Source organism: Dactylosporangium darangshiense, assembly GCF_039537565.1.
Lineage (GTDB): Bacteria > Actinomycetota > Actinomycetes > Mycobacteriales > Micromonosporaceae > Dactylosporangium > Dactylosporangium darangshiense.
The window spans coordinates 155616-182321 of the sequence record NZ_BAABAT010000015.1 but is presented as its reverse complement, the minus strand read 5'-3'; the positions used below and the strand labels follow the sequence as shown (position 1 = coordinate 182321).

The following is a 26706-nucleotide window of genomic DNA, read 5'->3' as shown; positions in this document are numbered from 1 at the left end:
GCGGTCAATCCAGCAGCGGCTCGATGGCGGACGGGTCGCCGCCGTCCAGGCCCAGGGCGCGGCGGCGCGGATACGGGCGCACCTCGGCCCCGACGTCCTCCAGGGCCAGGATCAGCCCGAGCACCCGGCCGTCGAGGTCGTCGCCGCCGCCGAGCGACACCAGCCGGTCATGTGTGGAGCGGACCGGCCGGCCGTGCAGGTGATCGTCGACCAGGCGCGCCGTCGAGCGCGTCATCGTGCGGGTGGTGTTCACGCCGGGCGGCGTCGGGGAGTACACGGGCCAGTACGCGTGCCGGTCCCCCGAGCGCGGCCGGCGCGGGTGCCCGGCGCAGTGGCGCAGGAAGCCGTCGAGGTCGGCGGCGTTGTGCCGCATCGCCTCGGCGGTCAGCACCGCCCAGGTGAACCCGCCGACCAGGCCCCACGCGGCCCCGTCCAGCTCACGCTCGCGGGACCACGCGCGCACCCTGGCCAGCAGGGCCCGGAAGGCGGCCGGGTCGAGGCCCTCCAGCAGCGCGTCGGCGTCGCGCACCGCCAGGACCGCGCGCCGGCCGGCGTCGTCCAGCGCGGGATCCGCGGGGTCGAGCCGGTCGACGTCGGCGACCGCCACGTGCTGCGCGTCGACGCTGACCCCGGCGACGGTGGCGCGCAGCACCGGCACGACGACGCCGGCCCGCCGGGCGCCGTCCAGCCGCGCCGCCAGGTCGTCGAGCGGATCGCCCGCCGGAGCCGCCGGGCGCGGGGTGGCCCAGACCAGGTCGAGGTCGGCGGTGGGGGTGGCGACGCCCAGGCGTACCGAACCCACCACATGCACGCGGGAACCGGCGCGCACCGCCGCGCAGGCGGCCGAGACGACCGCGAGGGCCGCGTCGTGGCCGGTGGCGAACGGCACGGTGTGGCGCACCGCGAAGGGCTCGTCGGCGCGGCGGCTGATCAGGTCGACGGCGGTGACGGTGAACTCGACCGGGTGCCAGTCGCGCTGCAGCGCCGCGAAGCGCTGGTCGACGGCCGCGGCCGGGCCGGTGAGCTTGGCGACGGTGAGGTGGGGCGTGAAGCCCGCGGCGCCGCGGGAGTCCTGCTCGGTGCAGCCGGGGAAGCGGGCGGCGAGCGCGGCCTGCAGGCGTCGCAGCGCGCCCGGCGGCGACGTCTCCGGCTCGGCCCACACGGTGGTGCTGCCGCGGTGGACGAAGCGGCGCAGCTGCGCCAGCCGGACGCGGACCGGGCCGAGGTCGCCGAGGCCCTCGAGCGCCGCGGCGCTCACGCGGGCGGCGGCGTCGAAGTCGGCCTCGGGCACGAAGCCGTAGAGGAGATTGATGTGCGGCATCCATCGTCGGTACGCCGGGTCGTGCGCCTCCCGCACGGCCTGGATCTGCGCCCAGGAGGACGAAGGCGGGCGCACCACGAGCGCCGAGGTGTGCACCGACGCCGAGGCGAGCGTCTGCGGCTCCGGCTGCAGCAGCGCGGTGACGCCGAAGTGGTCCGAGACGTACAGCGCGGCCCCGCCGTCGGACGCGAACGGCCGGTCGCCGAAGCGCTCGGCCACGACCGGAGTGAGCGGGCCGCGCACCAGGATGCGGTCCAGCCGGGCGGCCCGGCCGGTGCGGGAGGCGACGGCGGCGAGCGGGTTCACGGCCGGGTCGAACGTGAACCCGGCGTCGTGCGGGTGCAGCGCCCGCCAGGCGTCGACGTAGCCTCGGCCCAGAGCAATAGGTGCAGCGGGCGCGGCCTCGTCGCCGGCGTTGAGGTCGGTGAGCACGACGGCGGCGTCGAGGTCGCCGCGGCCGAGGCGCTCGGCGACGACCCGCAGCTGGTGCTCCCGCCGCTGCTCGGCGCCCTCGGTGTGGTCGCTGGTCAGGTGCGCGGCGACGAAGCCGGTCCGGCGGCCGTTGAGCACGGTGTGGCCGAGGACCAGCCGCTTGTACGCCGAGAGCCGGTGCACCTCCAGCGTCAGCGGCCACCGCGCGATGAGCGTCGTGCCGTAGCCGATCTCCGGGTCGGGGCCGGCGGAGACGCAGTACCCCTGCCGCAGCCACGGCGCCGCGAGCAGCGCCGCCCAGAGCTCGTGCGTGACCTCGTGCAGCGCGACCACGTCGGCGCCGAGCCCCTCGAGCAGCTCGACGCAGGCCGGCACCCGCCGCTCGGGGTAGGTGAGCTCCCGGTCGTAGGCGTCGGAGAGCACGTTGAACGTCGCCACCTGCACGACGTCGGCGTGCACGGGCGCGGGCGGCCCGGCCGGCACCCAATCCCCGGCCGCCGGGTCGAAGCGCAGACACGCATCGGCGTCGAACGACGAGACGGCGCGCCCGGCGGTGCGGGGCTCGCGGTGCGGCGCGGGCGGCGGTGCGGCAAGGGCGGCGAGGTCGGCGGCGGGGCCGGAGACGAGGTCGACCCGGGCCTGGCGGTCCCAGACGGTGACGTCGCCGGCCTTCACGTACTGCACCCGGTGCCACGGCACGTCGCCGCCGCTCACGAACGCGAGCAGCGGCGTCTCGCGCACGCCCGCCCCGCGCTCGGTGTAGCCGACGACGAAGCGGGCCGCGTCGAGCGCCGCGTCGTAGCGGATGCGGGCGACGACGTCCTGAACCGGGCGCAGCCCGCCCCCGCTCGCCTTCGCCATGCCGGAAAGCGTAGGCGCGGCCACGGACACCGGGCGAGCAAATAAACGGCTATCGGTAGCCGCGGGCCCGGCGCTCCTTGCGGCGGTTGAGCAGGACCAGCAGCACGCCCAGCAGGATCACGAAGATCACGAGGCAGCAGATCGCCGGCAGCAGCCGCCCGATCAGGGTGCCGGCCTTCACGGCGGGGTCGTCCGGGTCCAGCGTCGGTGTCGGCGTCACCTCCGCGCCGGCCGGCGCGGCCGGCGTGAGCGCGGCGAGCAATCCGGCGGTCGCGGTGGCGGCGAGCCGCGCCGGTATGGCACGAAGTGTCATGGCCTGGGAGCCTAACGCCCGCCCGCCAGTGCGGGCGGGCGCCAGGGGAGGGGTCACGACCAGTGCACGTCCGTGTTCGGGTCGTACAGGCAGTTGGTGCTGTCGGGGCCGCTGCCCACGTGGGTGGGTTCGCTGCCCTTCGGCACGCCGTTGTACTTGTCGCAGATGATCGTCTTGTGCGACGAGTCGCCGATCACGGTGATGTTGCTGAACGTCGCCGTGTCGCCCCAGTTGACGTTGATGCCGGCGACGACCTTGGTGGAGGTCACGCGGACGTTGTCGACGGTGACGTGGCGGGTGTAGCTGCTGCTGCAGTTGCCGCAGGCGCGGTAGAGCTTGCCGGCGTCCTCGGCGTAGAAGTTGCTGATGTGCACGGTGCCGGGGCCGTTGTGCTGGAAGATCTTGTCGCTGGCGTGCCGCGCGCCGCCGCCGGTGACGTAGTAGTTCGAGCCTCCGAGGAACGTGGCGGCGTCCTCGCCGACGTCCTCCCACCACACGTTGATGAGGTGGCAGTCGCCGTTGCAGTGCACGCCGTCGCCGGCGGGGGCGCCGAGGATGACGTTCTGCAGCGTGGCGCCGGCCGCGAGGTTGAACATCGGGTCCTGGCTCTCGCTCTGGCCGCCGTCGCCGATGCAGCAGTACCGCTTCATGCCCCCGTCGAACGTGCCGGAGACCTGGATCGTGCCGCTGACCGAGGCCTGCCCGGTCGGGGTCGGCCAGCCCGAGGACGGCGGCGGGGTCGTGGTGGTCGGCGTGGGCGTCGGGGACTTGGTGGGCGTCGGGGACTTCGTCGGCGTCGGGCCGGTTGTCGTCGGGCCGGGGCCGGCCGCGTCGCTGACCGTCACGTCGTCGAACTCGGCGCTCGCGTACACCGTCTGCACGCCCATGCGCCCGCCGGAGGCCACCGAGCTCGACCCGGAGCCGACCGAGGCGCCGTCCACGGTCGCGGAGACGGTGCTTCCGGAGACGGTGAGGCCGAGGGTGTACCACGTCCCGGTGCTCACCGACCGCGATGCCGACGCCAGCACGGTCACCGAGCCGCTGTTGACGGCCTGCAGCTGGACGGATCCGGGCAGCAGCGCGAGCCGGTAGAACGTGGTGGAGGTCTTGGCCCGGGCCAGCAGCGCCGCGTGGCCGCCGCTGCCGAACGACAGCGGCTTGACGCGGGCGGTGACGGTGTAGTTCGTCCAGCCGCTGTCGCCGGCGAACTCGCGGGCGTTCTCGCTGCCCGCGCTGCTCTGCTGCAGCGCCTTGGAGCCGTCGCTGACGACGGCCCAGGTGCCGCCGGACTTCGACCAGCCGCTGGTGTCGCCGTCCTCGAAGTTGTCGCTGAAGAGGGTGGCCGCGAACGCGATCTGGGCGGAGATCGCGGCCACGGCGGTGAACGCGGCGGCGCCGGCGGCCACGATGGGCCATCTGCGCCGCCGTTGGCGGGTTTCCATGCTTCCTCCGGGGTCAGTACAGGAGAGAAGCGCATGGGGTGTGCGGCCGAAGACTGGGCGGGTCCGCCGCATGCGACGAGGAAAGCGGTTTCCTCACGAGCAAACTAGACCGATGTCGATCCGCCGTCAATCAGTCGGCCGCGAGAGATGCATCCACGTGAAAACCAGGGGCACGTCGCCGTCGCTGATGAGGTGGTGGTTCTCGCCGGGCTCGATGATGAGGATGTCGCCGGCCGCGAAGCGGGTGCCCGCGACGCCGTTGAGCTCGAGCGCGCCGGCGCCCTGCACGATCGTGAAAATTTCAGGGACGTCGTGGACGTGGTGGTCGCTCTCGGGGTGGGTGCGGTGCCCCGGCGTGTCGTAGCGGCTGATGCCGCCGCGCTGCACCGGACCCCAGCCCTCGCCGATCGCGGCGAGGGTGGCGGGGGTGCCGCCGTCGGGCAGGTCGCCGATGGAAAGTTTCCTCACTGGAACGCTCCGATCTCGCGGAAGTGGGCGCGCTCGGCCGCGGCCCGGCGCACCAGGCCGGCGATGCCGGGGATCTCCACGCCGTCGGGGCGCGGTGCCAGCCGGTCCGGGCCGAGCAGGGTGGGCGGGCCTTCGGCGAGGATCGCCTCGGCCAAAGCGGTGAAGGGTTCGGTCCGCTCCAGCGGCACCAGCAGCGGGGTGCCGCGGTCGCGGTGGTCGAGCAGGTTCTCCAGCAGGCCGGTGCGGCCGGGCAGGACCTCGCCGTCGAGGCGGTCCTGCGCGTAGCCGACCTCGCAGGTGCCGTCCTTGCCGGCGACGCTGATGTCGCCGGGGACGAACTCGGTCGAGCACAGGGTGACGGCGACGAACAGGGACCGGCCGTCGGGCGCGTCGAGGCGCAGCGTGGCCGTGTCCTCGACCTCGACGGCGCAGCGCGTGCGGTACCGATCGAGGCTCAGCGTCCACGGTGGACGGATACCGGTGATCGCCAGGGCCTGCATGAGCGCGTGGGCGAAGGCGTTGACGAGCGCGCCGTCCCGCCCGCGCCGCCCGGCCCACGACGAGCGCGTCCAGTAGTCGTCCGGCCGCCACCAGGCGCCGGCGACCGAGGCCGAGGTCACCTCGCCGACGCGGCCGGGCAGCCGGTCCATCGTCGGCGAGCCCAGGGCCTGGAAGCCGATCTGCAGGGCCCGCCCCTCGGCCGCGGCGGCGAGGGTGCGGTGGTCGGCCAGCGACAGCACCGGCGGCTTCTCCAGCAGCAGGTCGGCGCCGGCCTCGAGCACGTCGAGGGCGATCGGCAGGTGGGTGTGCGGCGGCGTGCAGACCACGACGACCTCGGGCCGCCGCTCGCGCAGCATGAGCCGGTGGTCGGTGTAGTCGAAGCCCGGCTGGACGTCGCAGGTGGCGACCAGCCGGACCCGTTCGCCGAGCGCGTCGATGGCGCGCAGGTGCCAGGCGCCGTGGCCGGCGGCGCCGATGAGCGCGACCGTGGCCGGCGCGGTCACGGCAGCGCACCCAGCGTGCCGACGACGCCGTGGCGTTGCAGCGCCTTGCCCCACTCGTCGAGCTCCGCCCGCAGCTCCGCGTCGTCGGCGAACCCGGGCGGGAAGACGGCGTCGAGCTCCAGCAGCGACGGTGCGGCCCGCAGCCGGTCGGCGAGGGGGTCGTCCAGCGGCAGCGGGGTGCCGTCGTCGGCCCGGCCGCGCACGAAGCGCATCCAGGCGGCGAGCACGAGCGCGGCGTAGCGCGGGGTGGCGCCGGCGGCCCGCCGGTCGGCGATGGTGCCGAGCAGCCGCTGCGGGAGCTTCTGCGTGCCGTCCATCGCCACCTGCAGGGTGCGGTGGCGCAGGGCCGGGTTCGAGAAGCGTTCGAGGACGCTCTCGCCGTACCGCTGGATGGAAAGCCCCTCGGGCGGGCGCAGCGTGGGCGCGATGTCCGTGCGGATGAAACTTTCCATCGCGGCCCGCATCCCGGGCAGTGCGAGGGCCCGGTCGATGGTCGGCGCGCCGGCCAGCGCGCCGAGGTAGGCCAGCGCCGAGTGCACGCCGTTGAGCATGCGCAGCTTCAGCCGCTCCCAGGACGCGACGTCGTCGGTGAAAATCGCGCCGGCGAGCTCCCACGCGGGCCGGTCGGCGGGGAAGTCGTCCTCGATCACCCATTGGCTGAACGGCTCGGCGGCGACGGCGGCCCGGTCGACCACGCCGAGCGCGGCCTGTGCCATGGCGTAGGTGCCCTCGGTGCTGGCGGGCACGATCCGGTCGACCATCGAGCACGGGAACCCGACCGATTCCACGATGGACTCCCCCAGCTCTGCGACGACGAGCTCCCGCAGCCGGCGGCCGTTGGAGGGCAGGTTGTCGCAGCTGAGCAGGGCCACCGGCGCGCCGCCGCGGGCCCGCAGGCCGCGCACGAGCAGCCGGAAGATCGCCGAGTCGCGGCTGTAGGCCTTCTCGGTGACGGTGAGCGTGACGACCCGGACGGCGGGGTCGGCGAGGCGGGCCTCGACGCCGGCGGGGTCGCCGGCGGCGTGCAGTGCGGCGGCGTGCACCCCGAGGACGCGCGGGCGGACCCGCTCGGCGTCCAGCGTCAACACGCTGTAGAGCAGGTCCTGCTCGATCAGCGGATCGAGCACGGAGCGGGAGCTGGGCGCGACCGCGGCGATGGCCCAGTCGCCGCCGCCCTTCGCGATCGCGTCCTCGGTGAAGACGGCCTGGTGTGCCCGGTGGAAGGCGCCGAGCCCGAGGTGCACGACGCCGACGCCCGCGTCGCCCGGCCGGATCGCCGGGCGGTGGTCGAGGCCGTCCAGCGTCCTGCGGCTCAGGCGCTCCATGCGGGTCCCGCCGGGTAGGCGTAGTGCGCGATCGACTCGGGCCGCATCTCCACGCTGTAGCCGGGCCGCTCGGGCAGCAGGTAGCGGCCGCCGGCGACCCGGACCGGGTCGGTGAAGTGCTCGTGCAGGTGGTCCACGTACTCGATCATCCGCCCCTCCATCGACCGCCCGACGCGCAGGTAGTCGAAGAAGGACAGGTGCTGCACGTACTCGCACAGCCCGACCCCGCCCGCGTGCGGGCACACGGTGACGCCGAAGCGGGCGGCCAGCAGCAGCTCGGCGAGGACCTCGCCGACGCCGGCGACCCGGCAGGCGTCGACCTGCATGATGCCGATCGCGCCGGCCTGCAGCAGCTGTTTGAAGATGACCCGGTTGGCGCCGACCTCGCCGGTGGCGACCCGGCAGCGCTCGCCGAGCGCGCGCTGGATCGCGGCGTGGCCGAGCACGTCGTCGGCGTGCGTGGGCTCCTCGATCCAGTAGGGGTCGAAGGCGACGAGCCGCTCCATGTTGGCGATGGCCTCGCCCACGTCCCAGACCTGGTTGGCGTCCATCATGAGCAGCGAGCCGGGGCCGATCTCGGAGCGGATGATGCCGGCGCGGCGCACGTCGTCGTCGATCGGGCCGCCGACCTTCATCTTCACCGCGGTCCAGCCGTCCTTGACGGCCTGGCGGGTGAGCGAGCGGACCTTCTCGTCGTCGTACCCGAGCCAGCCCACGGAGGTGGTGTACGCCGGGAAGCCCTCCCGCGTGGCGCGCTCGAGCCGCTCGGCGTAGCCCTCCAGCCCTCGGTCGAGCAGGGCCGCGGCCTCCTCGGGCGTGATCGCGTCGGAGATGTGCCGGAAGTCCACGGCGGCGACGAGGTCCGCGGTCGGCAGCTCGGCCAGCAGCCGCCACATCGGCACGCCGGCGAGCCGGGCCCGCAGGTCCCACACGGCGTTGAGCAGCGCGCCGGCCGCCATGTGGATGACGCCCTTCTCCGGGCCGAGCCAGCGCAGCTGCACGTCCGCGGTCAGGGTGCGCGCCCCTTCGGCGGTGCACAGCTCCCCGACGTCGTGCCCGACCACGTGGTGGCCCAGCGCCTCGACGGCGGCGCAGGTGAGCTCGTTGCCGCGGCCGTTGGTGAAGGTCAGGCCGAAGCCGCGCACGCCGCCCGCGGTTTCGAGCACCACGTAGGTGGCCGAGTAGTCGCCGCGGTTGATGGCGTCGGAGCCGTCCCCGGCCGCCGCGGTCGGGAACCGCACGTCGTGCACGGCCAGGCCGGTAATCAAGGTCACGCCGTCGCCTCCGCTTCGCTCCGGCGCCGGCTGAATGCTGTGTACATTGGTTCGGGCTCCTCCGCTTCGCTACTGACCCTCACTGGGTTACTCCATTGTGGACGGTGCGCTGAAACACGCGCTTGGGCAGGTGGTAGGCGAGGTCCGCGATCGTCTCGGCGGCCTCGTCGAGCGGGAGCCGGTGCTCGGCGACGAGCCGGGCGAGGAAGCCCGCGTCGATGCGCCGCGCCACGTCGTGGCGGACCGGGATCGAGCAGAACGCGCGGGTGTCGTCGACGAAGCCGGCGGTGTTGTAGAAGCCGGCCGTCTCGGTCACCGCCTCGCGGAAGCGGCGCAGCCCCTCGGGGCTGTCCAGGAACCACCACGGCGCGCCGAGGAACACGGCCGAGTAGCCGCCGGCGAGCGGCGCCAGTTCGCGGGTGAAGACCGTCTCGTCGAGCGTGTACAGCACGATGCGGAACCGCCGGTCGGTGCCGAACTCGTCCAGCAGCGGCCGCAGCGCCCGCACGTACTCGGTCGGGCCCGGGATGTCGCCGCCGACGTCGCGGCCGTGCCGGGCGTAGAGGGCGGCGTTGTGGTTGCGCACCGCGCCCGGGTGCAGCTGCATGACGAGCCCGTCCTCGACGGACATGCGGGCGAACTCGACGAGCATGTGCGCCCGGAAGCGCTCGGCGTCGCCGGGCTCGACCCGCCCGCGCCGCGCCCGGTCGAACAGGGCGGCGGCCTCGCCGGGCGAGAGCGAGAGCGTGGCGGCGGTGGGGTGGCCGTGGTCGCTGGAGGTGGCGCCGGCGGCGATGAACGCGAGGCGGCGCTCGCGCAGGCGGTCCAGGAACTGCGCGTAGGTGCCGGCGCCGAGCTGCGCCACGCGGTCCTCCCAGCCCGGCCAGTCCACGTCGACGAGGTCGTCGGGGCGGAACGTGGTGATGACCCGCCCGCCCGGTCCGCCCCAGCCGTCGGCGGCGAGCTTGGCGTGCGCGCCCAGGTCCGACAGCGGCGACTCGGTGGTGGCCAGCACCTCGAGGTTGAAGCGCTCGAACAGCGCCCGGGGCCGGAACTCGGGGTCGGCCAGCCGCGCGGCGATCGCGTCGTACACCTCGTCGGCGGTGCGCACGCTCAGCGCCGTCTGCACCTCGAAGACCTCGGTGAGCACCCGCTCGGTCCACAGCCGCGACGGCGTGCCCCGGAACAGGTGCCAGTTGGCGGCCAGCAGCCGCCAGATCGTGCGCCCGTCGGTCTGCACCGCCGTGCCGTCCAGCGACGGCACGCCGAGCGCGGCGGGCTCGATGCCCTGGCTGGCGAGCATCCGGGTGATGTAGTGGTCCGGCACGACGATGAGCCGGGCGGGGTCGGGAAACGGCCGGTCGTCGGCGAGGATCGCCGGGTCGACGTGGCCGTGCGGGCTGATCAGCGGCAGGTCCTTCGCGTGCCGGTAGAGCTCGCGCGCAATCGCGCGCACCCCCGGCTCGGCGGGCAGCAACTGGTCCTCATGCATGGGCGATCCCAGATTTGAGCTCGGCGGTGCGGACGGGCCGACCGGTGGCGATGGACTCGTTGGCGGCGAGGCCGACGAGCAGGGCGCGGGCGCCGTCCTCGGCGTCGGCGGAGCGGCCGAGCGGGTCCGGCGGGGCGCCCGGGTCCAGCAGCGCCGCCAGCATGCGCCGGTCGGCGCCGCCGTGGCCGCGCCGCTCGTAGCCGGTGACCTCGACGTCGCGCGGCGGCGCCCAGTACGGGTGGACGCGCAGCGAGACCATGCCCTTCTCGACCGGGGTGCCGAAGCCCTTGACGGCGGCGGCGCCCGCCGGCGCGACGTGGTCGCTCTCGACGACCTCGAGCTCCAGGCGGCCGCGGCTGCCGTTGAACATGACCCGGTAGCCCTCCCACGGTGCGTAGGCCGTGAGGTGGTACGTCATCGTGGCGCCGCCGGTGTAGCGGACCATGACCGCGAGGTCGTCCTCGATGGTGACGCCGGGAGCGAAGACGTCCTGGTCGCGGTGGTAGCCGTCGACCTTGACGGCCGCCTCGCCGTAGAGCGCGTCGAGCTCGGGGTCGTCCATGTCCACCGAGAACTTGCCGGCGCCGTGGCCCGTCCCGTCCGTACCGTAGAAGAACAACCGCCCTTCGGCGAACACCTGCTCCGGCTCGGCGGCCAGCCACCAGTTGACCAGGTCGAAGTGGTGCCCGGCCTTGTGCACGAGCAGCCCGCCGGAGTCGGCCTTGTCACGGTGCCAGCGGCGGAAGTAGTCCGCGCCGTGCCGCACGTCGAGCAGCCACTCGAAGTGCACCGACCCGACCTCGCCGATCTCGCCCGAGGCCAGGATCCGTTTCACCGCCTCGTGCAGCGGGTTGTAGCGGTAGTTGAAGGTGACCCGGACGCGGCGGCCGGTGCGGCGCACGGCGTCGAGGATCCACGCGCAGCGCCGCGCGTCGATGGTCATCGGCTTCTCGGTCAGCACGTCGCACCCGGCCTCCAGCGCGGCCACGATGTACTCGTCGTGGTAGCGGTCCACCGTGCACACGACCACGACGTCGACGCGCTCGCGCTCGATCATCGTGGTGAACTCGGCGGCCGGGTAGGCGGGCACCGGCGCGGGAAGCCGGGCGTTGTGCACGGCGATGCGCACCGGGTTGGGGTCGGCGAGGGCGACCAGCTCGCAGGTGTCGCGGTGCTCGGCGGTGAGCGCCCGGACGAACATGGCCGCCCGCGATCCGGTGCCGACGATCGCGTAGCGCGTTCTCAAGAGATCCCCCTGGAGGGCTGCAAAGGTTTGCAGAAAACTATGCGCAAGAGCCGCTGGTCCGGTCAATACCGCTGGAGAAACCGATCGAGAGGCGTTGACACGGGCGCAACCGTTTGCATAATTGGCAGCACCCGACGCGGTGGCCGTGACCCAGGTCACCGCGCGACGGCCCTGCCGAGAGGATCACCAAGTGCCCGCCACGATCCGGGATGTCGCCCGCGCCTCAGGCGTCCACGTCTCCACCGTGTCCCGCACCTTCTCGGCGCCACACCTGGTCAACCCCGACACACGCAGCCGGGTGCTGTCCACCGCGGAGAGCCTCGGCTACCGCCCCAACCGCGCCGCCCGCGCGCTGATCACCGGCCGGACCCACAACATCGGCCTGATCGTCGCGGACATCGCGAACCCGTTCTTCCCGCCGCTGATCAAGGCGGCCGAGTCGCAGTCACGCCAGCGCGACTACCACCTGTTCGTTGCCGATACCAACGAGGACCCCGTGGTCGAGGAGCAGCTCGTCTACGCCCTCGCCAAACAGGTCGACGGCGTGCTGCTGTGCAGCCCGCGCATGAGCAACGACCTCATCGAGAAGCTCCGCAAGGAGGTGCCCCTGGTCGTGGTCAACCGGCCCGTCGAGGGGCTGCCCGCGGTCGTCATGGACGTCGCCAGCGGCGCCCGGGCCGCGATCGAACACCTGGTGGGCCTCGGCCACCGCGCCATCGCCCTGCTGGGCGGGCCGCGCGGCTCGTGGACCAACCGGGAGATCCGCCGCTCCGCCACCGCCGCGGCCCGAGCGGCGGGCGCCACGCTCACGGTCCTCGGGCCGTTCCAGCCCACCGAGCAGGCCGGCTGGTCCGCCTGCGACGCGGTGCTGGGCACCGGGGCCACCGCCGTGCTCGCCTACAACGACCTCATGGCCATCGGCCTGCTCGAGGGCCTGCACGAACGCAACGTGAGTGTGCCGGAGGAGCTCAGCGTCGTCGGCATCGACGACATCATGCTCAGCCGGCTGGTGCGCCCCAAGCTGACCACCGTGGCGACACCGACCGCTGCCGCCGGCCGGGCGGCCGTGGACATGTTGTTGCAACACGACGACGAACACCGCACCACCGCACTCGTCACGCTCCAGACCCAACTGGTCATCCGCGACTCCACCGGCCCTGCGCCGGTGCCACCCCATCACGTCGCGGCCAATGCCTAGGAGTGACATCCATGTCCGGTACTCCGCGCCGCCGGCTGCTCGCAGCAGCCGCCGCGGCCGCTCTGCTGCTCCCCCTCGCCGCATGCGGTGACGACGGCGGGTCCACCCCGACGGCGGACTCCACCAAGCCGGTCGAGCTGAGCTTCTTCTGGTGGGGCGGCGACGCCCGGGCCAAGCTCACCGAGGACGCGCTGAAGCTCTACACGGCCAAGCACCCCAACGTCACGTTCAAGACCACGTGGCAGGCCAACCAGGGCTACTTCGACAAGCTGGCGACCCTCACCGCCGGCAACGCCGCGCCCGACATCTTCCAGATCGACGACAACTACCTGACCGAGTACGCCGCGCGCAACGTCACGCTGGACCTGACGTCGTACCAGAAGTCGGGCAAGCTCGACACGGCGAAGTTCCCCGAGAGCCTGTGGAAGTACGGCGTCGTGGACGGCAAGCTCGCCGGCGTCGCGTTCGGCGAGAACACGCAGGGACTGGTGTACAACAAAACGAAGCTCACTGCGGCCAACCAGCCGCTGCCGACGACCGGCATGAGCTGGGAGCAGTTCATCAGCTGGGCCACGGCGGCCGGCACGGCCGCCAAGGTGCCCGGCACGCAGGACCCGAGCGCCGACTACAAGGCATTCTGGGTCTGGCTGCGCCAGCAGGGCAAGGACCTGTACAAGGGCAAGGAGCTCGGCTTCACCGCCCAGGACGTGACCGCGTGGTTCGACCTGTGGAAGGGCGCGCGGGCGGCGGCCGGCACCACGCCGCCGGCGGACGTCATCCGCGAGGGCAACGCCACCGACATCACCAAGCAGCTCGTGGTGACCGGCAAGGCGCTCACCTCGTGGGTGTGGGTCAACCAGCTGCCCGAGCTGCAGAAGAACACCAAGGACGAGCTCGGGGTCATGGCGTACCCCGGCGACCCGAAGGCGCAGTGGGCGCGGGCCTCGATGTACTTCTCGGTGTACCGCGGCAGCGACAAGAAGGACGTCGCCGTCGACGTCATCAACTTCCTGGCCAACGACCCCGAGGCCGGCAAGATCCTCGGCACTGACCGCGGCCTGCCGTCCAACCTGGACGTGCGCACCACGGTCGAGGGCACCGTCACCGACAAGTCGATGAAGACCTCCATCGACGTGGAGAACACGCTGGGCAAGACCTTCGGCCCGTCGCCGCAGGTGCCGCTCAAGGGCCACAGCACGCTGCGCTCCGAGCTCATCAAGGCCGCCGAGTCGGTCCAGGCGGGCAAGGCAAGCTCCGCACAGGCCGCCGAGGCCTTCATCGCCGCCGTGAAGACGGCCATCTCCAAGTAGGGAACCCTTCCAGTGGCGCTCACGACCACGGAACGGCCGACGCGACACTCCGCCCGGGTCCCAGCGGGATCCGGGCGGGGGGTCCGCCGCGAGGGCCGTGCCGGCTACCTGTTCCTCTCACCCTGGCTGCTCGGCTTCGCGGGCTTCACCCTGCTGCCGATGCTGGGCTCGCTCCTGCTGAGCTTCACCGACTACGACATCCTGTCCGACTGGTCGGAGCTGCACTTCGTCGGGTTCGACAACTACCGGCGCATGTTCACCGACGACCCGGCCTTCTGGCACGCGGTGAAGGTGACGGTGCTGTTCGGCATCATCGCGGTACCGCTGAAACTGGCCGCCGCGTTGGGGGTGGCCCTGCTGCTCAACCGCGAGACGCGCGGCGTCGGGTTCTTCCGCGGCCTGTTCTACCTGCCGTCGCTGCTCGGCGGCAGCGTGGCGCTGGGCTACGTATGGATGTCGATGTTCAACCGCGACGGCTCGTTCAACCGGCTGCTGGGCCTGTTCGGCATCGGCGGCGAGGGCTGGGTCAACGACCCCGACTGGGCCCTCGGCACGCTGATCCTGCTGGCGGTGTGGCAGTTCGGCGCGCCGATGGTCATCTTCCTGGCCGGCCTCAAGCAGGTGCCGGCCGAGCTCTACGAGGCGGCCTCGGTCGACGGCGCGGGCTCGTGGCGCAAGTTCTGGTCGGTGACGATGCCGATGATGTCGCCGGTCATCTTCTTCAACCTGGTGCTGGAGACCATCCACGGCTTCCAGGGCTTCACGTCGGCGTTCGTCATCTCCGGCGGCACGGGCGGACCGGTCGACTCCACCCTGATGTACACGCTGTACCTGTACATCAAGGGCTTCACCGAGTACGAGATGGGCTACGCCTCGGCGCTGGCCTGGGTGTTCCTCGCCGCCATCGGCCTGCTCACGGTCGTGCTGTTCAGCACCGGCCGCTTCTGGGTGCACTACTCCGACGGAGGCGACGAGCGATGACGGCTGTGAACGCGGCGAAGCAGGGCCTGCGGCTGCTCGTCATCCTCGCCGTCCTGGCGCTCATCCTGTACCCCCTCGCCTGGATGGTCGGCAGCTCGTTCAAGAGCCAGGAGGAGGTGCTCAGCAACGTCTCCGTGTGGCCGGAGCACTGGACGCCGGGCAACTACCCGGAGGGCTGGACGCACTTCAAGAGCGCCGCGGTCACCTTCGGCCGGTTCTTCATGAACAGCGCCCTGGTGGCCGTGCTCGTCGTGATCGGCAACGGGGTGTCGTGCCTGCTGGCCGCCTACGCCTTCGCTCGCCTGCGCTTCCGCGGCCGGAAGCTGTGGTTCGCCGTCATGATCGGCACGCTGCTGCTGCCCGGCCACGTGCTGATCGTGCCGCAGTTCATCCTGTTCCGGCAGCTGGGCCTGGTCGGCGGAGACTTCCCGTACCTGCCGCTGGTCGTGCCGCACTTCCTGGCCACCGAGGCGTTCTTCGTCTTCCTCATGGTGCAGTTCATGCGCGGCATCCCGCGCGAGCTGGACGAGGCGGCGAAGATCGACGGCTGCTCGCCGATCGGGGTGTTCCGCAGCGTGATCTTCCCGCTGAGCCGCCCGGCGCTGGTGACCACGGCGATCTTCTCGTTCATCTGGACGTGGAACGACTTCTTCCGCCAGCTGGTGTACGTCTCGCAGACCGAGAGGAACACGGTGCCCGTCGCGCTGCGGGCGTTCATCGACTCCTCCGGGCAGGTCACCGTCGGGCCGATGTTCGCCATGTCGGTGCTCTCGCTGGTGCCGGTGTTCCTGTTCTTCCTCGCCTTCCAGCGGATGCTCGTCGAGGGCATCAACACGTCAGGACTCAAGGGATGAGACGCGACTGGCGCGACACGATCTCGGTCGCCGCGGACCTGGCCCTCGTCGGCATCGTCGTGACCGCCGCATCGGTACCCGTGCTGACGGCCGGCGCCGCACTGCGCACCGGCTCGGCGGCCGTACGCGCGATCGCCGACGGCGAGGGCGTGGACGCCCGGGCGATGTGGCGGCTGTTCCGCTCCTCCCTCCTGCCGGGCGCCCTGGCCGTGGCGGTCGCCGCGGCGTGCGGCGCGCTGCTGGTGTTCAACGTCGGCGCCGTCGCCTCCGGCCGGGTCCCGGGCGGGTCACCCGCGCTGGCCGGCACGTGCGTCGCGGCCGCCGTGCTGCTCGCGATCGGCATGCTGGGCATCGTGCGGCTGGGCCGGGACACCTCCCGGTCCGGCTGGCTCGACGCCCTGCGGTGGGCCGGCCGCACGGCATGGCGGCAACCGGGTGCGGCGGCGGCGGTGGCCGGGGTGTCGGCCGTCGCCGCCGCGCTCGCGGTCATGGTGCCGCTCACCGCTCCCCTGCTGGTCGGTTACGCCCTCTACGGGGCCCACGCGGTCACCGCCCGCATGGTGAAGGCGCCGACCGTCGCGTGAGCGGCGGGCACGTACGACGGCCGCCCGGGCGAGCACCGGGCGGCCGTCTCCGCGATTCGTTCCTACTTTCCCCGCCTACGACCGCTTTCCCCCGCCTACGCCCTCTGCGCGCCGGCGGGCCAGATGACGGTGGTCTCCACCCCTCGGCGCCGGGCGTGCAGCACGACCTCGGCGGTGCCGCCGGGGTGCTCGCGCTCCTCGCCGTCCCACACCGCGATGAGCCGGTCGACCCGGTCCAGCATGATGCGGTTGGCCGCGACGTAGGCGCGCACCCCGGCGCGGGGCTCGCCGGTCGGCACGACCGCCCGGGCGCCGGCGAGGAGGATGTCGAAGTCCGCCCGGCGCTCGGCGGCGAGCACGTCGCGGTAGTCCGGCGCCGGCAGCACGACCTCGTAGGCGCCGCCGACCTCGCGCACCGCGTGCGCGAAGAGCTGGTCCGCGCCGTCGGCCAGGCAGGTGACGCCGACGACGCCGGCCCCGTCCAGGGCGCGCAGATACGCCACCAGCGCACGGTAGATGGTCTCGGCCGTGCCCTCGGTGAGATTGGTGTGACCCGTGATGCCGATGCGCATGAGGTTCCCCCCACGGATGACTAGACGGTGGTCGCGCCGATCGGTTCGTTCAGCCGCACGATCGTAAAGCCCTCGTCGGCCAGCATCTCGGACATGTAGCGAACCGCGTCCCGCGCCTTGTCGCGGCTCACCTCGCCGAGCAGCGACCAGTCCACGAGGTCCGGGTGGGTGCGGCGGCGGTCGTCGCGCCGCTCGCCGTGGCGCCAGCCGAGGCTGCGCCGCTCCTCGCACCACCGGCTGTGCTCGAGCTCCGCCAGCCGCTCCAGCTCCCGCTCGGTGATGAGCCCGTCCTCGCCGTTGCGCACCGCGATGACGCAGCCCAGTGCCTGCATCTTGGCCGCGATCCCCTGCACCTGGGCGCGGTTGGCATTCTGCATCGACTCCGACAGCTGCGACCAGGCCATCGCGCTCGTCGGGCTGGGCGCGGCCCGCGAGACGTCGAGGTAGCGCTGGTGGAAGCGGCGGGCCAGCCGCTCGGTGAGGTCGTCGGCGATGAGCTTGGCGTCGCACGCGCGGGTGATGATGGGGTACACCACCAGCTTCCCGCCCACCTCGTCGAGCAGGTCGTTGTGCTCACCGCCGTGGAAGGCCTCGGCAAGGGCCGAGGCCTGGTAGGTGGCGACGAAGACCGCCTCCCCGACCGCCTGCCACAGCTCGGGGCTCTCCAGCGCCAGGTCCAGCATCCACTGCTCGTCGCGGTGGCACAGGTAGATGCGGTCGTAGCGGGCCGGCCGGGTGATGCGCGGCAGCCACGTGTCGAGCAGCTCGTTGTGCGCGTGCACGCGGCACACGGCGGCCAGGAACGGAAAACGCGCCTGCAGCGTGGCCACGGTGCGCCCGGCGTCGATCCCGATGACGTCGATGTGCAGCAGGTCCCGGGCGCCGCCGACGGAGCGCCAGTAGCGCGCGGTCTCCACCAGCAGCACCCGCGGGAAGGAGCCCTCGCCGCTGATGAGCAGCCGCGCGGGCTCGCCGCCGGCGGCCGGCGGGTGCAGGGGGTGGCGGCGGTAGAGCATGCGCGCGGCGATGTCGTCGACGTGGAAGTAGTCGAGGCGGAAGCGGTTGGTGCCGGCCGCGCCGAGACGCCGGGCCTGCAGCAGGTGGCACGTCTGCTGCCGGTTGAGCTGCACGTAGATCCACGGCGCTGATCGGCGCAGCTGCAGCTCGGTGCCGGCGGTGACCGAGACGCGGTGGTTGAACTGGTCGTCGTCGCCGCAGATGTAGAGGTACCGCGCCCGCCGCAGCCCGGCCGCGCGCAGCACGCCGGCCGAGCGCGCGTCGCCGGCGACCCCGAGCAGCCGGCGGTGACGCAGCTCGAACGGGCCGAACGGGGCCGAACGGACCACCACGACCTGGTGTCCCGCGGCGAAGAGCTGCTCGGCGAGGGCCTGCGCGAACGGCGTGTCGCCGCAGACGACGGCGTGGCGGCGGGCGGTGCGGGAGCGGAACTTGCGCAGTTCGCCGGCGAGCAGTACGCGGCCGGTCTCCACGACGGTGGCGAGGGTGAACAGCGGCGCCATGAACCTTGCGGTCTGCAACTGCCACGACATGACGGCGGGCGGGGACTGCAGCGGGTCGGAGCCCACCACGTACAGCTGGATCGTGTAGTACCAGGTGTCGAACCAGGTGTAATCGCTGTGCAGCTTGCGCATGCCGACGAGGCCGAGCACGAGCGCCGCGACCCCGACCACGCCGAACGACGAGTACAGGATGGTCACGCGCGAGCGGTAGCCGCCCAGCTCCGCCATCGCCACACCGCACCCCCGGAAACCGCCTGCGGAAAAACAGCTGGATTTCCAGTGTGCGGTAACCGAGGCGTTACTGACAGGTGCCGATGTCCAAATATTTTCCGGATGGCTTTGGCGCCACTCGACTCTTCAGGGACGATCGATGGGTGTCGCAGCAGGGTGGGGGACGCATCGTCACGTTTCACTCGTTCGCCGGCGGAACCGGTCGCACGATGGCGATCGCCAACGTGGCGTGGATCCTCGCCGCGGCGGGCCGGCGGGTGCTCGTGGTCGACTGGGACCTCGAGTCGCCCGGCCTGCACCGGTATCTCCACCCGTTCCTCGACGCCGCCGAGGTGGAGAAGTCCGGCGGCGTCACCGACCTGGTCCGCCGCTTCGAGCAGGCGACCTCGTCGCCGTTCGCGGTCACCCCGCCCTCGCGCGTGCACCTGGAGCAGTTCGGCTTCCCCGGCCGCATGGACTACCTGCCCGCCGGGCGCCAGGACGAGGCCTATGCGGCGGCGCTGGGCGGCCGGGACTGGGACGAGTTCTACGCCGAGGGCGGCGGGCGCTTCCTCGACGCGCTGCGCGACGCGATGACCGAGGGCTACGACTTCACGCTCGTGGACAGCCCGCCCGGCCTGGGCGACCTGGCCCAGATCTGCCTGGCCCACCTGCCCGACATCGTCCTGGCCTGCTTCACGCTGAGCGCCAAGAGCATCGAGGGCGCCGCGCGGGCGGCGGCCGCCACCCGCGACGCGGAGCACTCGCCGCGGGTGCTGCCGGTGCCGATGCGGGTCGACCTGGCCGACGCCGCCCGGGTCGAGGCGGGGCGCCGGGAGGCCCGCGAGCGGCTGGCCGGCCTGCCCGCCGGGATGCGCGAGGACGAGCTCGAGGGCTACTGGCGCGACATGCTGGTGCCGTACCAGTCGGCCTACGCCTACGAGGAGATCCTCGCGACGCTCACCGACCTGCAGGGGCAGCCGCTGCTGTCGGCCTACGAGCGCCTCACCTGGTACATCACCGAGGGCGCCGTGAAGTCCCTGGCCCCGCTCGAGGACGGGCTGCGCTACCGGGCGGCCGGGCTGTACCTGCGCCTGACCGCCGCGCGCGAGGACCGGGTCCTGCTGCGCTACGCCGCCGAGGACGGTGTGTGGGCCGAGTGGATCGCCGCGACGCTCACCGCGGCCCGGGTGACGGTGCTGCAGGGCCGCCTCGGCGACCCGGCGCCCGGCCGCGGGGCCGGCGTGGCGCGGGAGCTGGCCATCATCTCCGCCGGGCGCCCGGCGGCCGAGGCCCTGCGCCGCCCGCCCAACCCGGACGGCCGCCCGCCGCTGGCCGTCTACACCGACGCGGTGGCGGCGGTGCCGGCCTACCCGGAGCGGTCCTCGGCCCGGATGCACGGGCTGAGCGAGAGCGAGGCCGCGCGGGAGCTGCTGCGCCTCGTCGGGCACGGCGAGGAGCCGCGGACGCCTGGCACGCTGCGCTATCCGGGTGCCCCGCCGGCGCTGGTCGAGGTGCCGCCGCGCCCGGCCGGGTTCACCGGGCGGGAGGGCCTGCTGGCCCGGCTGCGCGCCCGGCTGCGCCCCGACGAGCACGCCGACCAGCGCCAGGCGGCGCCGCCCGTGGTGCTGCACGGCCTCGGCGGCGCCGGCAAGTCCGCCCTCGCCGTCGAGTACGCGCACCGCTTCGCCGCCGCCTACGACCTGGTGTGGTGGCTGGACTGCGCCGCGCTGGACGAGGGCGTCGCCCGGCTGGCGGCGGCGCTGGGCATCCCGGCCCGGGGCGGTGCGCGCGAGACCGCCGGCGCCGTGCTCGGCGCGCTGCGCCGCGGCGAGCCGTATCGGCGCTGGCTGATCGTCATCGACGACGCCGACGACTACGAGCAGGTGCGCCACTTCCTGCCGCAGGGCGCCGGTCAGGTGCTCATCAGCTCGCGGAACCTGTCGTGGGGCGGCGGGTTCGCCTCCCTGCCGGTGGAGGCGTTCGGGCGGGACGAGAGCATCGTGTACCTGCGCCGGCACGTGCCGGGGCTGCGCACCGCGGACGCCAACGCCCTGGCCGAGGCGCTCGGCGACCTGCCGCTGGGCGTCGCCGAGGCGGCCGGCATCCTGCTGCGCGCGGGGACGACGGCGCCCGACTTCCTCGCCGCGCTGGAGCGGGACCGGCGGGAGCTGCCCTCCGTCGAGGGGGTCTGGGACGCCTCCCTGGAGCGGCTGCAGGCGCAGTCGCCGGGCGCGCACCGGCTGCTGCAGCTCTTCTCGGTGCTGGCGCCCGACACCGCGACCGACGTGGTGTACAGCGACGTGATGGCCGAGGTCCTCAAGCCCTACGACGAGACGGTCGCCGACCGGCTCATGCCCGCCACGCTGGTGCAGCAGGCCAGCCGGCTCGGCCTGCTGCGACCGGACCTGCCCGGCGGCCGGGTGCACATGCACCCGCTGCTGCAGCGGGTCGTCCGGGAGCGGATGAGCCCGGGGGACCTGCGGGAGGCGCGCCACCAGGTGCACCTGGTCCTCGCCGGCCTCGCGAAGGGCCACGACGTCGACGACCCGCGCTCCTGGCCGCAGTTCGACCTGATCTGGCCGCACCTGGCGGTGTCCGGCGCGCAGGACTGCCGCGAGGAGACCGTGCGCGCGCTGGTCGTCGACCGCATCCGCCGGCTGCGCCACGCCGGCGCCCGGACGCAGGGCGAGCGGCTCGCGCTCGACGTCGACGCCGAGTGGTCCGGGCGGGACACGCACCGCACGCAGCTGCTGCAGCTGCGCGGGGTCCGCGCCGCGCTGCTGCGCGACCAGGGCCGCTACGCCGAGGCCATGCGCCTCGACGAGGAGATCCGCGCGGCGCAGGAGGACCTGCTGGGCCGCCACCACCCGTCGACCCTGGCGACCCGGGACCGGCAGGCGGCCGACCTGCGGGCGCTCGGGCGCTACGACGACGCGCTGGACCTGGCCCGCTCGACGTACCGGGCCTGGTCGCGGGTGGTCGGCGCCGAGCACGCCCAGACCCTCAACGCCCTGAACAGCCTCGCCACGACCTACCGGGCGGCGGGGCGCTACCGGGCGGCGATGCGCTGCGACGAGCGGGTGCGCGGCTTCCGGCCGTTCCCGGGCCCGGACCGGCACCCGGCGGTGCTGCACGCGGCGGCGAACCTCGGCCGCGACCTGCGCGACGCCGGGCGGTACTCGGCCTCGGCCGACCTGCTGCGCCGCCTCGAGCCGGCGGTCGCCGACGCCTACGGCGCCACGTCCCGGGCCGCGCTGACCGTGCGGACCAGCCTCGGCGTGTCGCTGCGGCTGGCCGGGCGGGCGGCGGAGGCGGCGCCGCTGCTGGAGCAGGCCTACGAGCAGTTCGCCGGCTCGTCGGGCCCGGCCGGCCCGGACACCCTGGCCTGCCGGCACAGCTGGGCGCTGACCCTGCTGGCCACCGGCCACGTCGAGCGGGCGCGCGCCGAGCTCAGCGGGGTGGAGCGGCGCTACCGCGACCTGCTCGGCACCGGGCACCCCCGCACCGTCGTGGCCCGCGCCAACCTGGCGCTGGTCGCGTGGGCCGCCGGCGAGCGGGAGCCGGCGCACCGCCTCGCCGCCGAGACCACCGCGGAGCTGGCGGCCGCGCTGCCGGCGCAGCACCCCCTGGCGATGACCGCGGCGGTGAACCTGGCGCTGCTGGACGCCGGGCGCACCGACCGCGACGCCGCGGCCCGGCGCCTGGCCGACCTCGCCGACCGGCTGCGCCGGGTGCTCGGCGAGGACCACCCGGAGACGCGGCGCGCCGAGGCCGGCCCGCCCGATGTCGTATATCCGACAGCCGATGCACTGCGTTCGATCGACCCCTACTAGCACTGCACAGGGCGGTGCTAGGCGACGGCGCTCGGCGGCTCGCGGTCGACGAGCCACTGGATCATCCGCGGCATCACCCGCAGCGCGCCGAAGTGCGCCGCGCCGTGCTCGACCTCCAGCTGCGCGCCGGGGATGTGCTCGGCGAGCCACCGGGTGTGGCTGACCGGGGCGAAGCGGTCGTCGGCGCCGTGCCACAGGCGCACCGGCGCGCGGATGTCGTCGAGGTGGAAGCCCCAGTCGGCACGCAGCGCCAGCAGGTCGTCGATCCAGCCCCACGGGCCGTCGCCGAGCCCCACCGCGTAGGTGCGCAGCAGCAGCCGCTCGATCGCGATGTCCTCGACCACGTGCAGGTCCGCCGGCGGCATCTCGGCGCGCAGCAGCCGCAGCAGGTGCGCCGGATCGGCGCGGACCCGGTCGGTCCGCAGCCGCAGCTCCTCGGTGATCAGGTCCTCGTCGATCGAGGCCGCGCGGTAGGAGCGCTGGTTGGACGGCACCATGTCGTCGAACCAGTGCAGGCCGATCGCGTCCGGCGGCGCCAGGCTCACCAGCGCCGCCACCCGGGTGACCCGGTCGGGCAGCAGCGCGGCGCAGGCCAGCGCGTGCGGGCCGCCGCCGGAGCGGCCGAGCACCGCGAACGTCTCGATCCCGAGCGCGTCGGCCAGGGCGGCGACGTCGTCGACGGCGTCGGCGACTGTGCGGCCGCGGGCGCGGGTGGAGCCGCCGTAGCCGGGACGGCAGTACGCGATGAGCCGCACGCCGTGGCGGTAGAGCATCGAGTGGCGCGGCTTGGGGCCGTCGCCGCTGCCGGGCGTGCCGTGGTGCAGGAAGACCGGGCGGCCGCCGCGCTTGCCGGAGTCCTCGAAGACGACGCGCCGGTCGCCGGGCAGGTCGAGCACCTCGAGCAAGGCAAGCCTCCCAGCGCCGTGAACCGATCTCCGGCGCTACCGCCGGATGGTCAGAATACGAGCCGCGCAGTGGCGCCGACCAGTGCCGCGAAACCGCGGAGAGCGACAAGACGCCCCGCCGGCTGGAGAAGGAGGAGTAAACTACTTGGATCCGCTGGACAAGCCGATGCGCCAGATCCAAGATTGGTGCCCGTGGGCACGCCGATGCGCCAAATGGTCCTCAAGATTCACAGTCGATGCAATCTGAGCTGCGATTACTGTTACGTATACGAAAGCATCGACCAAAGCTGGCGGACCCGGCCGACGACGATGACCATGAAGACGCTCGAACGGGTCGCGCAGCGTATTGACGAGCATGCTCGCGATCATGAAATGCGCGAGCTGCGTGTCGTGCTGCACGGCGGAGAGCCCCTCCTCGCCGGGCATGATCTTCTGGCATCCGCCCTGCGCATGATCCGCGATGCCTTTCCGCCCACCCGGTTCTCGATGCAGACCAACGGCATCCTGATCGACGACGCGTTCCTGGCGCTGTTCCACGAGTACGGCGTGAGCGTCGGGGTGAGCGTCGACGGCGGGCCCGCGGAGACCGACCGCCACCGCCGCTACGCCAGCGGCCGCGGCTCCTACGACCGCATCGCGGCGGGCATCGCGCGGCTCATGCAGCCCGAGCACGCCGCGATCTACGGCGGGCTGCTGTGCACGATCGACGTGGACAACGACCCGGACGAGGTCTACGACGGGCTGCTCGCCTTCCGCCCGCCGCGGGTCGACCTGCTCCTGCCGCACGGCAACTGGACCACGCCGCCGCCGCACCACGACCGCCCGCTGGCCTACGCCCGCTGGCTGATCCGCGTCTTCGACCGCTGGTACGAGCACCGCCCGGTCGCATCCGGCACCCGCATCCGCCTCTTCGAGTCGATCATCGCGCGGCTCTTCGGCCTGCCCAGCGAGACCGAGACCATCGGCGGCGAGGCGCCCGGGATCATCACCGTGGAGACCGACGGCGCATACGAACAGTCCGACGCGCTCAAGACCACGACCGAGGGCGGCCCGGCCACGGGCCTCGCCCTCGCCGACGCCGGCGTCGCCGACGTGCTGTCCCACCTGGCCGTCGCCGCGCCCTACCGGCTCTCCGCGAAGTGCCTGTCCTGCCCCGTCGTCAAGGTCTGCGGCGGGGGCCTGCGCGCACACCGCTACGCCGAGGCGACAGGCTTCGACAACCCCTCCGTGTACTGCGACGACCTGCTCGCCCTCATCAACCACATCGGCGAGCGCGTGCGCGCCGACCTCACCCAGCCTGCGGTGGTCACTCAGTGAGTACGGAACGAATGCTGCTCAGCGCCGAGCAGTTCTCGGGCGTCGCCGCCGGTTACGGCGACGCGGGGGCCATGGCCGTGCTCGCGGCCGGCCAGCTCGCCAAGCGCAAGACCCTGCTCGTCATGGTGCTGAAGGCGGCGCGGGACACGCCGTTCGCGGCCCGCGTCCTGGCCGCCGCCGAACTCGTCTTCCGGGCCGAGGCGGCCGACGAGCCCGCCGTCGCCGCGGTCCTGGCACACCCCCACCTGGACGCGTGGGCCAACGCCTGCCTGCACCGGCTGGCCGACCACGCCGGGACCGGAGCCGCCGAGGGCCTCGAGGACGTGCTCGGCCATCTCGGCTCGTATGCCGCCGCAGCCGCCATCGCCGCCCGCCTGCCGTTCGTCATCGAGGTGCCGACCGTCGACGGCGCCGCCGGCCTGCCCGGCCTCGGCACCGCGCCCGGGCTCGGCGCCGGCTGGGCGCGGGTCGACAGCGACGGCCGCGCCGCCCGGATCACCGGCGCCGGCGGCACCACGGTCGACATCGACGGCCCCGGCTGGCAGCCGCGCCGCTCGGTCGCACTCGGCGACTGGCGGCTGGCCATCGAGGATCAGGACCCCTACCGGCACTGCTACAACTGGCGCCCGCTGCCGGCCCTGTCCGAGTCGCGGGCCGAGCACCTGGCGAAGCTGCTCGCCGACGCCTGGCGGCTCATCGAGCGCGACCACCCCGAGCACGCCGAGGGGCTCCGGCACAGCCTGCGCTCGCTCGTGCCCCTCGCGACCCCGGACAACGGCGTCATGATCAGCGCGTCGTCGCGGCGCGCGTGCGGCTCGATCGCCACGTCGATCCCCGACAGCGCCGCCGATCTCGCCCTACTGCTCATCCACGAGTACATGCACGCCAAGCTGGGCGCGCTGCTCGACCTGTGCGAGCTGCACTCGCACTCGGGCCCGGCCCGGCTGCACGCGCCCTGGCGGCTCGACCCGCGCCCGGCCGGCGCCCTGCTGCAGGGCATCTACGCGCACGCCGGGGTCACCGACTACTGGCGGATGCGCCGGCGCAGTCCGGATGCCGACACCCGCCGGGCCGCGGCCCAGTTCGCCTACTGGCGCGAGATGAACCGAATCGCCATCGAAGACCTGATCAACAGCGGTGAATTGTCCCCCGCGGGTGAGTATTTCGCGACCGTCCTGCGATCCACACTCCACCGCTGGGACACCGAGGAGATCGCTCCCGACATCGCCGAACGGACCCATTTGTTCGTGACCGCACAAACGGTGCGGTGGTTGTTACTCAACGCGCGCGCGGACGCTTCGGAGGCTGAACGAATACTCAGCCACCTGCGTTTCGGGGAGCCGCTCGGAACCATAGCCGAACGCGGCGGGATCGCCACCGAACGCAGTGCGCGGCCGGCCGACGCGCCCGGCCTGCTCGGCGAGCTGCACCGCTGGCTCGACGGCGACACGGCTCCGGTGGGGCCGTCTGGCCCTGACCGTGGTACAGCAGGAGCGATGCTGCTCGCCGATGACGCCGGCGGCGCGGAGCGGGCGTGCCTGGCCCGCCTGGACGCCGACGCCGGCGACGAGGAGGCCTGGATCGGGCTGGCCGTCGCGCGGACCCTCGCGGCCGGCCGGAAGGATCGTTTGGACCCGACCGAAGCGTTGGTACATCGGCTGCTGTTGCACCGTCCCGAGTTGCTGCGCGACGCCGTTTTCAAACTGCAACAGTCAGACCATCCGGCGGCCGCTTCTGAGCTGCTGAAACCCAAGGGAGTGCAGGTCAGCAACGGATAACGTCACCCGTTGGATTGTGCAATACTCAGCGGGGGTTTTTGCGTGTCGACGCCGAGCCTGACGTTGCCACCAGGAGCCGCAGACGTATCATCTTGCCGGCCCTTTTCATCCGCGGCCGGTGAGTCCGAGATCTTGTATCTAGGTCATCTTGAAGGGGAACTTCACACGGCGTGTACGTGCGTCGTGTGCAGACTCTGGATGGGAGGCCTCCACTCCAACGTTGCCCTTCAATCGATCACTTAGGTGGAAGCATGGACAAGCCAGGCGCGAACGTCACGGCAGACGAGGTCCAGGATGGATTATTGGATCTTGCGCACGTGAGGTTGCAGGCGCTGCTCCTCGAGCCCGACTCGGCGACGACGTCGACGCTCGACACCGTGATGAAGCGGCTCTTCGACCCTCGCGAGCGCGACCTGCTCACCGTGTCGGCCTTTTCGTCCGCTCTGTAAGTTCTCCGACATAC

At 73.0% G+C, this 26706-nt stretch carries 21 protein-coding genes; 9 read left to right on the top strand and 12 right to left on the bottom strand.

Going from position 1 to position 26706, the window contains the following annotated elements; genetic code table 11:
- Window positions 1-4: 4 nt before the first annotated feature.
- The 9 genes from ABD901_RS26940 to ABD901_RS26900 form a co-directional block, all read right to left on the bottom strand.
- Window positions 5-2614: an RNA repair domain-containing protein gene (locus tag ABD901_RS26940; RefSeq protein ID WP_345130390.1), complete on the bottom strand. Its 2610-nt coding sequence runs from the start codon at window positions 2612-2614 to the stop codon at window positions 5-7.
- A 49-nt stretch (window positions 2615-2663) separates the two neighbouring features.
- A complete protein-coding gene (locus ABD901_RS26935) occupies window positions 2664-2927 on the bottom strand; it encodes a hypothetical protein (RefSeq protein ID WP_345130388.1) in 264 nt (87 codons plus the stop codon).
- 53 nt (window positions 2928-2980) lie between these two features.
- Complete coding sequence (locus ABD901_RS26930; protein WP_345130386.1) at window positions 2981-4369, bottom strand: pectate lyase; 1389 nt, start codon at window positions 4367-4369, stop codon at window positions 2981-2983.
- 126 nt (window positions 4370-4495) lie between these two features.
- The gene (locus tag ABD901_RS26925) at window positions 4496-4837 is read right to left on the bottom strand and encodes a cupin domain-containing protein (protein WP_345130384.1); all 342 of its coding nucleotides are present in this window, start codon (window positions 4835-4837) and stop codon (window positions 4496-4498) included.
- The gene (locus ABD901_RS26920; RefSeq protein ID WP_345130382.1) at window positions 4834-5841 is read right to left on the bottom strand and encodes a Gfo/Idh/MocA family protein; all 1008 of its coding nucleotides are present in this window, start codon (window positions 5839-5841) and stop codon (window positions 4834-4836) included. Before ABD901_RS26920 ends, ABD901_RS26925 begins: the two co-directional genes overlap by 4 nt.
- Window positions 5838-7166, bottom strand: a complete 1329-nt coding sequence (locus tag ABD901_RS26915; RefSeq protein ID WP_345130380.1) for a mannitol dehydrogenase family protein — start codon at window positions 7164-7166, stop codon at window positions 5838-5840. Before ABD901_RS26915 ends, ABD901_RS26920 begins: the two co-directional genes overlap by 4 nt.
- Window positions 7154-8440, bottom strand: a complete 1287-nt coding sequence (locus ABD901_RS26910) for an enolase C-terminal domain-like protein (RefSeq protein ID WP_345130378.1) — start codon at window positions 8438-8440, stop codon at window positions 7154-7156. The genes ABD901_RS26915 and ABD901_RS26910 overlap by 13 nt, the downstream gene beginning before the upstream one ends.
- Before the next feature lie 79 nt (window positions 8441-8519).
- Window positions 8520-9932: a glucuronate isomerase gene (gene uxaC / locus ABD901_RS26905; RefSeq protein ID WP_345130377.1), complete on the bottom strand. Its 1413-nt coding sequence runs from the start codon at window positions 9930-9932 to the stop codon at window positions 8520-8522.
- Window positions 9925-11178: a Gfo/Idh/MocA family protein gene (locus ABD901_RS26900; protein ID WP_345130376.1), complete on the bottom strand. Its 1254-nt coding sequence runs from the start codon at window positions 11176-11178 to the stop codon at window positions 9925-9927. Before ABD901_RS26900 ends, uxaC begins: the two co-directional genes overlap by 8 nt.
- Window positions 11179-11368: 190 nt before the next feature.
- Between ABD901_RS26900 and ABD901_RS26895 the strand changes: the two genes are divergently transcribed.
- The 5 genes from ABD901_RS26895 to ABD901_RS26875 are packed head-to-tail and all read left to right on the top strand — an operon-like array spanning window position 11369 to window position 16105.
- Complete coding sequence (locus ABD901_RS26895; RefSeq protein WP_345130375.1) at window positions 11369-12376, top strand: LacI family DNA-binding transcriptional regulator; 1008 nt, start codon at window positions 11369-11371, stop codon at window positions 12374-12376.
- Between the two features lie 11 nt (window positions 12377-12387).
- The gene (locus ABD901_RS26890; RefSeq protein ID WP_345130373.1) at window positions 12388-13686 is read left to right on the top strand and encodes an ABC transporter substrate-binding protein; all 1299 of its coding nucleotides are present in this window, start codon (window positions 12388-12390) and stop codon (window positions 13684-13686) included.
- Between the two features lie 12 nt (window positions 13687-13698).
- On the top strand, window positions 13699-14667 hold the full coding sequence (locus ABD901_RS26885) for a carbohydrate ABC transporter permease (RefSeq protein ID WP_425556721.1): 969 nt from the start codon (window positions 13699-13701) through the stop codon (window positions 14665-14667).
- Window positions 14664-15521: a carbohydrate ABC transporter permease gene (locus ABD901_RS26880; protein ID WP_345130371.1), complete on the top strand. Its 858-nt coding sequence runs from the start codon at window positions 14664-14666 to the stop codon at window positions 15519-15521. The genes ABD901_RS26885 and ABD901_RS26880 overlap by 4 nt, the downstream gene beginning before the upstream one ends.
- The gene (locus ABD901_RS26875) at window positions 15518-16105 is read left to right on the top strand and encodes a hypothetical protein (RefSeq protein ID WP_345130369.1); all 588 of its coding nucleotides are present in this window, start codon (window positions 15518-15520) and stop codon (window positions 16103-16105) included. The genes ABD901_RS26880 and ABD901_RS26875 overlap by 4 nt, the downstream gene beginning before the upstream one ends.
- 95 nt (window positions 16106-16200) lie before the next feature.
- On the opposite strand, the gene ABD901_RS26870 is transcribed toward ABD901_RS26875, so the two are convergent.
- Both ABD901_RS26870 and ABD901_RS26865 read right to left on the bottom strand, forming a co-directional pair.
- On the bottom strand, window positions 16201-16677 hold the full coding sequence (locus tag ABD901_RS26870; RefSeq protein ID WP_345130367.1) for a hypothetical protein: 477 nt from the start codon (window positions 16675-16677) through the stop codon (window positions 16201-16203).
- Between the two features lie 20 nt (window positions 16678-16697).
- A complete protein-coding gene (locus tag ABD901_RS26865; RefSeq protein WP_345130366.1) occupies window positions 16698-18425 on the bottom strand; it encodes a RyR domain-containing protein in 1728 nt (575 codons plus the stop codon).
- 146 nt (window positions 18426-18571) lie between these two features.
- Between ABD901_RS26865 and fxsT the strand changes: the two genes are divergently transcribed.
- On the top strand, window positions 18572-22243 hold the full coding sequence (gene fxsT, locus ABD901_RS26860) for an FxSxx-COOH system tetratricopeptide repeat protein (protein WP_345130365.1): 3672 nt from the start codon (window positions 18572-18574) through the stop codon (window positions 22241-22243).
- A 17-nt stretch (window positions 22244-22260) separates the two neighbouring features.
- Here the strand turns inward: fxsT and ABD901_RS26855 are convergent, their stop codons facing one another.
- Window positions 22261-23148, bottom strand: a complete 888-nt coding sequence (locus tag ABD901_RS26855; protein ID WP_380132113.1) for an alpha/beta fold hydrolase — start codon at window positions 23146-23148, stop codon at window positions 22261-22263.
- Window positions 23149-23352: 204 nt separating this feature from the next.
- Between ABD901_RS26855 and ABD901_RS26850 the strand changes: the two genes are divergently transcribed.
- From ABD901_RS26850 to ABD901_RS26840, 3 genes are all read left to right on the top strand, one after another.
- On the top strand, window positions 23353-24465 hold the full coding sequence (locus ABD901_RS26850) for an FxsB family cyclophane-forming radical SAM/SPASM peptide maturase (protein WP_345130486.1): 1113 nt from the start codon (window positions 23353-23355) through the stop codon (window positions 24463-24465).
- Complete coding sequence (locus tag ABD901_RS26845) at window positions 24462-26243, top strand: HEXXH motif domain-containing protein (protein ID WP_345130363.1); 1782 nt, start codon at window positions 24462-24464, stop codon at window positions 26241-26243. The genes ABD901_RS26850 and ABD901_RS26845 overlap by 4 nt, the downstream gene beginning before the upstream one ends.
- A 251-nt stretch (window positions 26244-26494) precedes the next feature.
- On the top strand, window positions 26495-26692 hold the full coding sequence (locus tag ABD901_RS26840; protein WP_345130361.1) for a hypothetical protein: 198 nt from the start codon (window positions 26495-26497) through the stop codon (window positions 26690-26692).
- Window positions 26693-26706: the final 14 nt, after the last annotated feature.

Bases quoted from the DNA above. Each gene is read 5' to 3' on its own strand.
- ABD901_RS26940 (WP_345130390.1), bottom strand. From the start codon at position 2,614: ATGGCGAAGGCGAGCGGGGGCGGGCTGCGCCCGGTTCAGGACGTCGTC.
- ABD901_RS26935 (WP_345130388.1), bottom strand. From the start codon at position 2,927: ATGACACTTCGTGCCATACCGGCGCGGCTCGCCGCCACCGCGACCGCC.
- ABD901_RS26930 (WP_345130386.1), bottom strand. From the start codon at position 4,369: ATGGAAACCCGCCAACGGCGGCGCAGATGGCCCATCGTGGCCGCCGGC.
- ABD901_RS26915 (WP_345130380.1), bottom strand. From the start codon at position 7,166: ATGGAGCGCCTGAGCCGCAGGACGCTGGACGGCCTCGACCACCGCCCG.
- uxaC (WP_345130377.1), bottom strand. From the start codon at position 9,932: ATGCATGAGGACCAGTTGCTGCCCGCCGAGCCGGGGGTGCGCGCGATT.
- ABD901_RS26890 (WP_345130373.1), top strand. From the start codon at position 12,388: ATGTCCGGTACTCCGCGCCGCCGGCTGCTCGCAGCAGCCGCCGCGGCC.
- ABD901_RS26880 (WP_345130371.1), top strand. From the start codon at position 14,664: ATGACGGCTGTGAACGCGGCGAAGCAGGGCCTGCGGCTGCTCGTCATC.
- ABD901_RS26875 (WP_345130369.1), top strand. From the start codon at position 15,518: ATGAGACGCGACTGGCGCGACACGATCTCGGTCGCCGCGGACCTGGCC.
- ABD901_RS26870 (WP_345130367.1), bottom strand. From the start codon at position 16,677: ATGCGCATCGGCATCACGGGTCACACCAATCTCACCGAGGGCACGGCC.
- ABD901_RS26865 (WP_345130366.1), bottom strand. From the start codon at position 18,425: ATGGCGGAGCTGGGCGGCTACCGCTCGCGCGTGACCATCCTGTACTCG.
- ABD901_RS26850 (WP_345130486.1), top strand. From the start codon at position 23,353: ATGCGCCAAATGGTCCTCAAGATTCACAGTCGATGCAATCTGAGCTGC.
- ABD901_RS26840 (WP_345130361.1), top strand. From the start codon at position 26,495: ATGGACAAGCCAGGCGCGAACGTCACGGCAGACGAGGTCCAGGATGGA.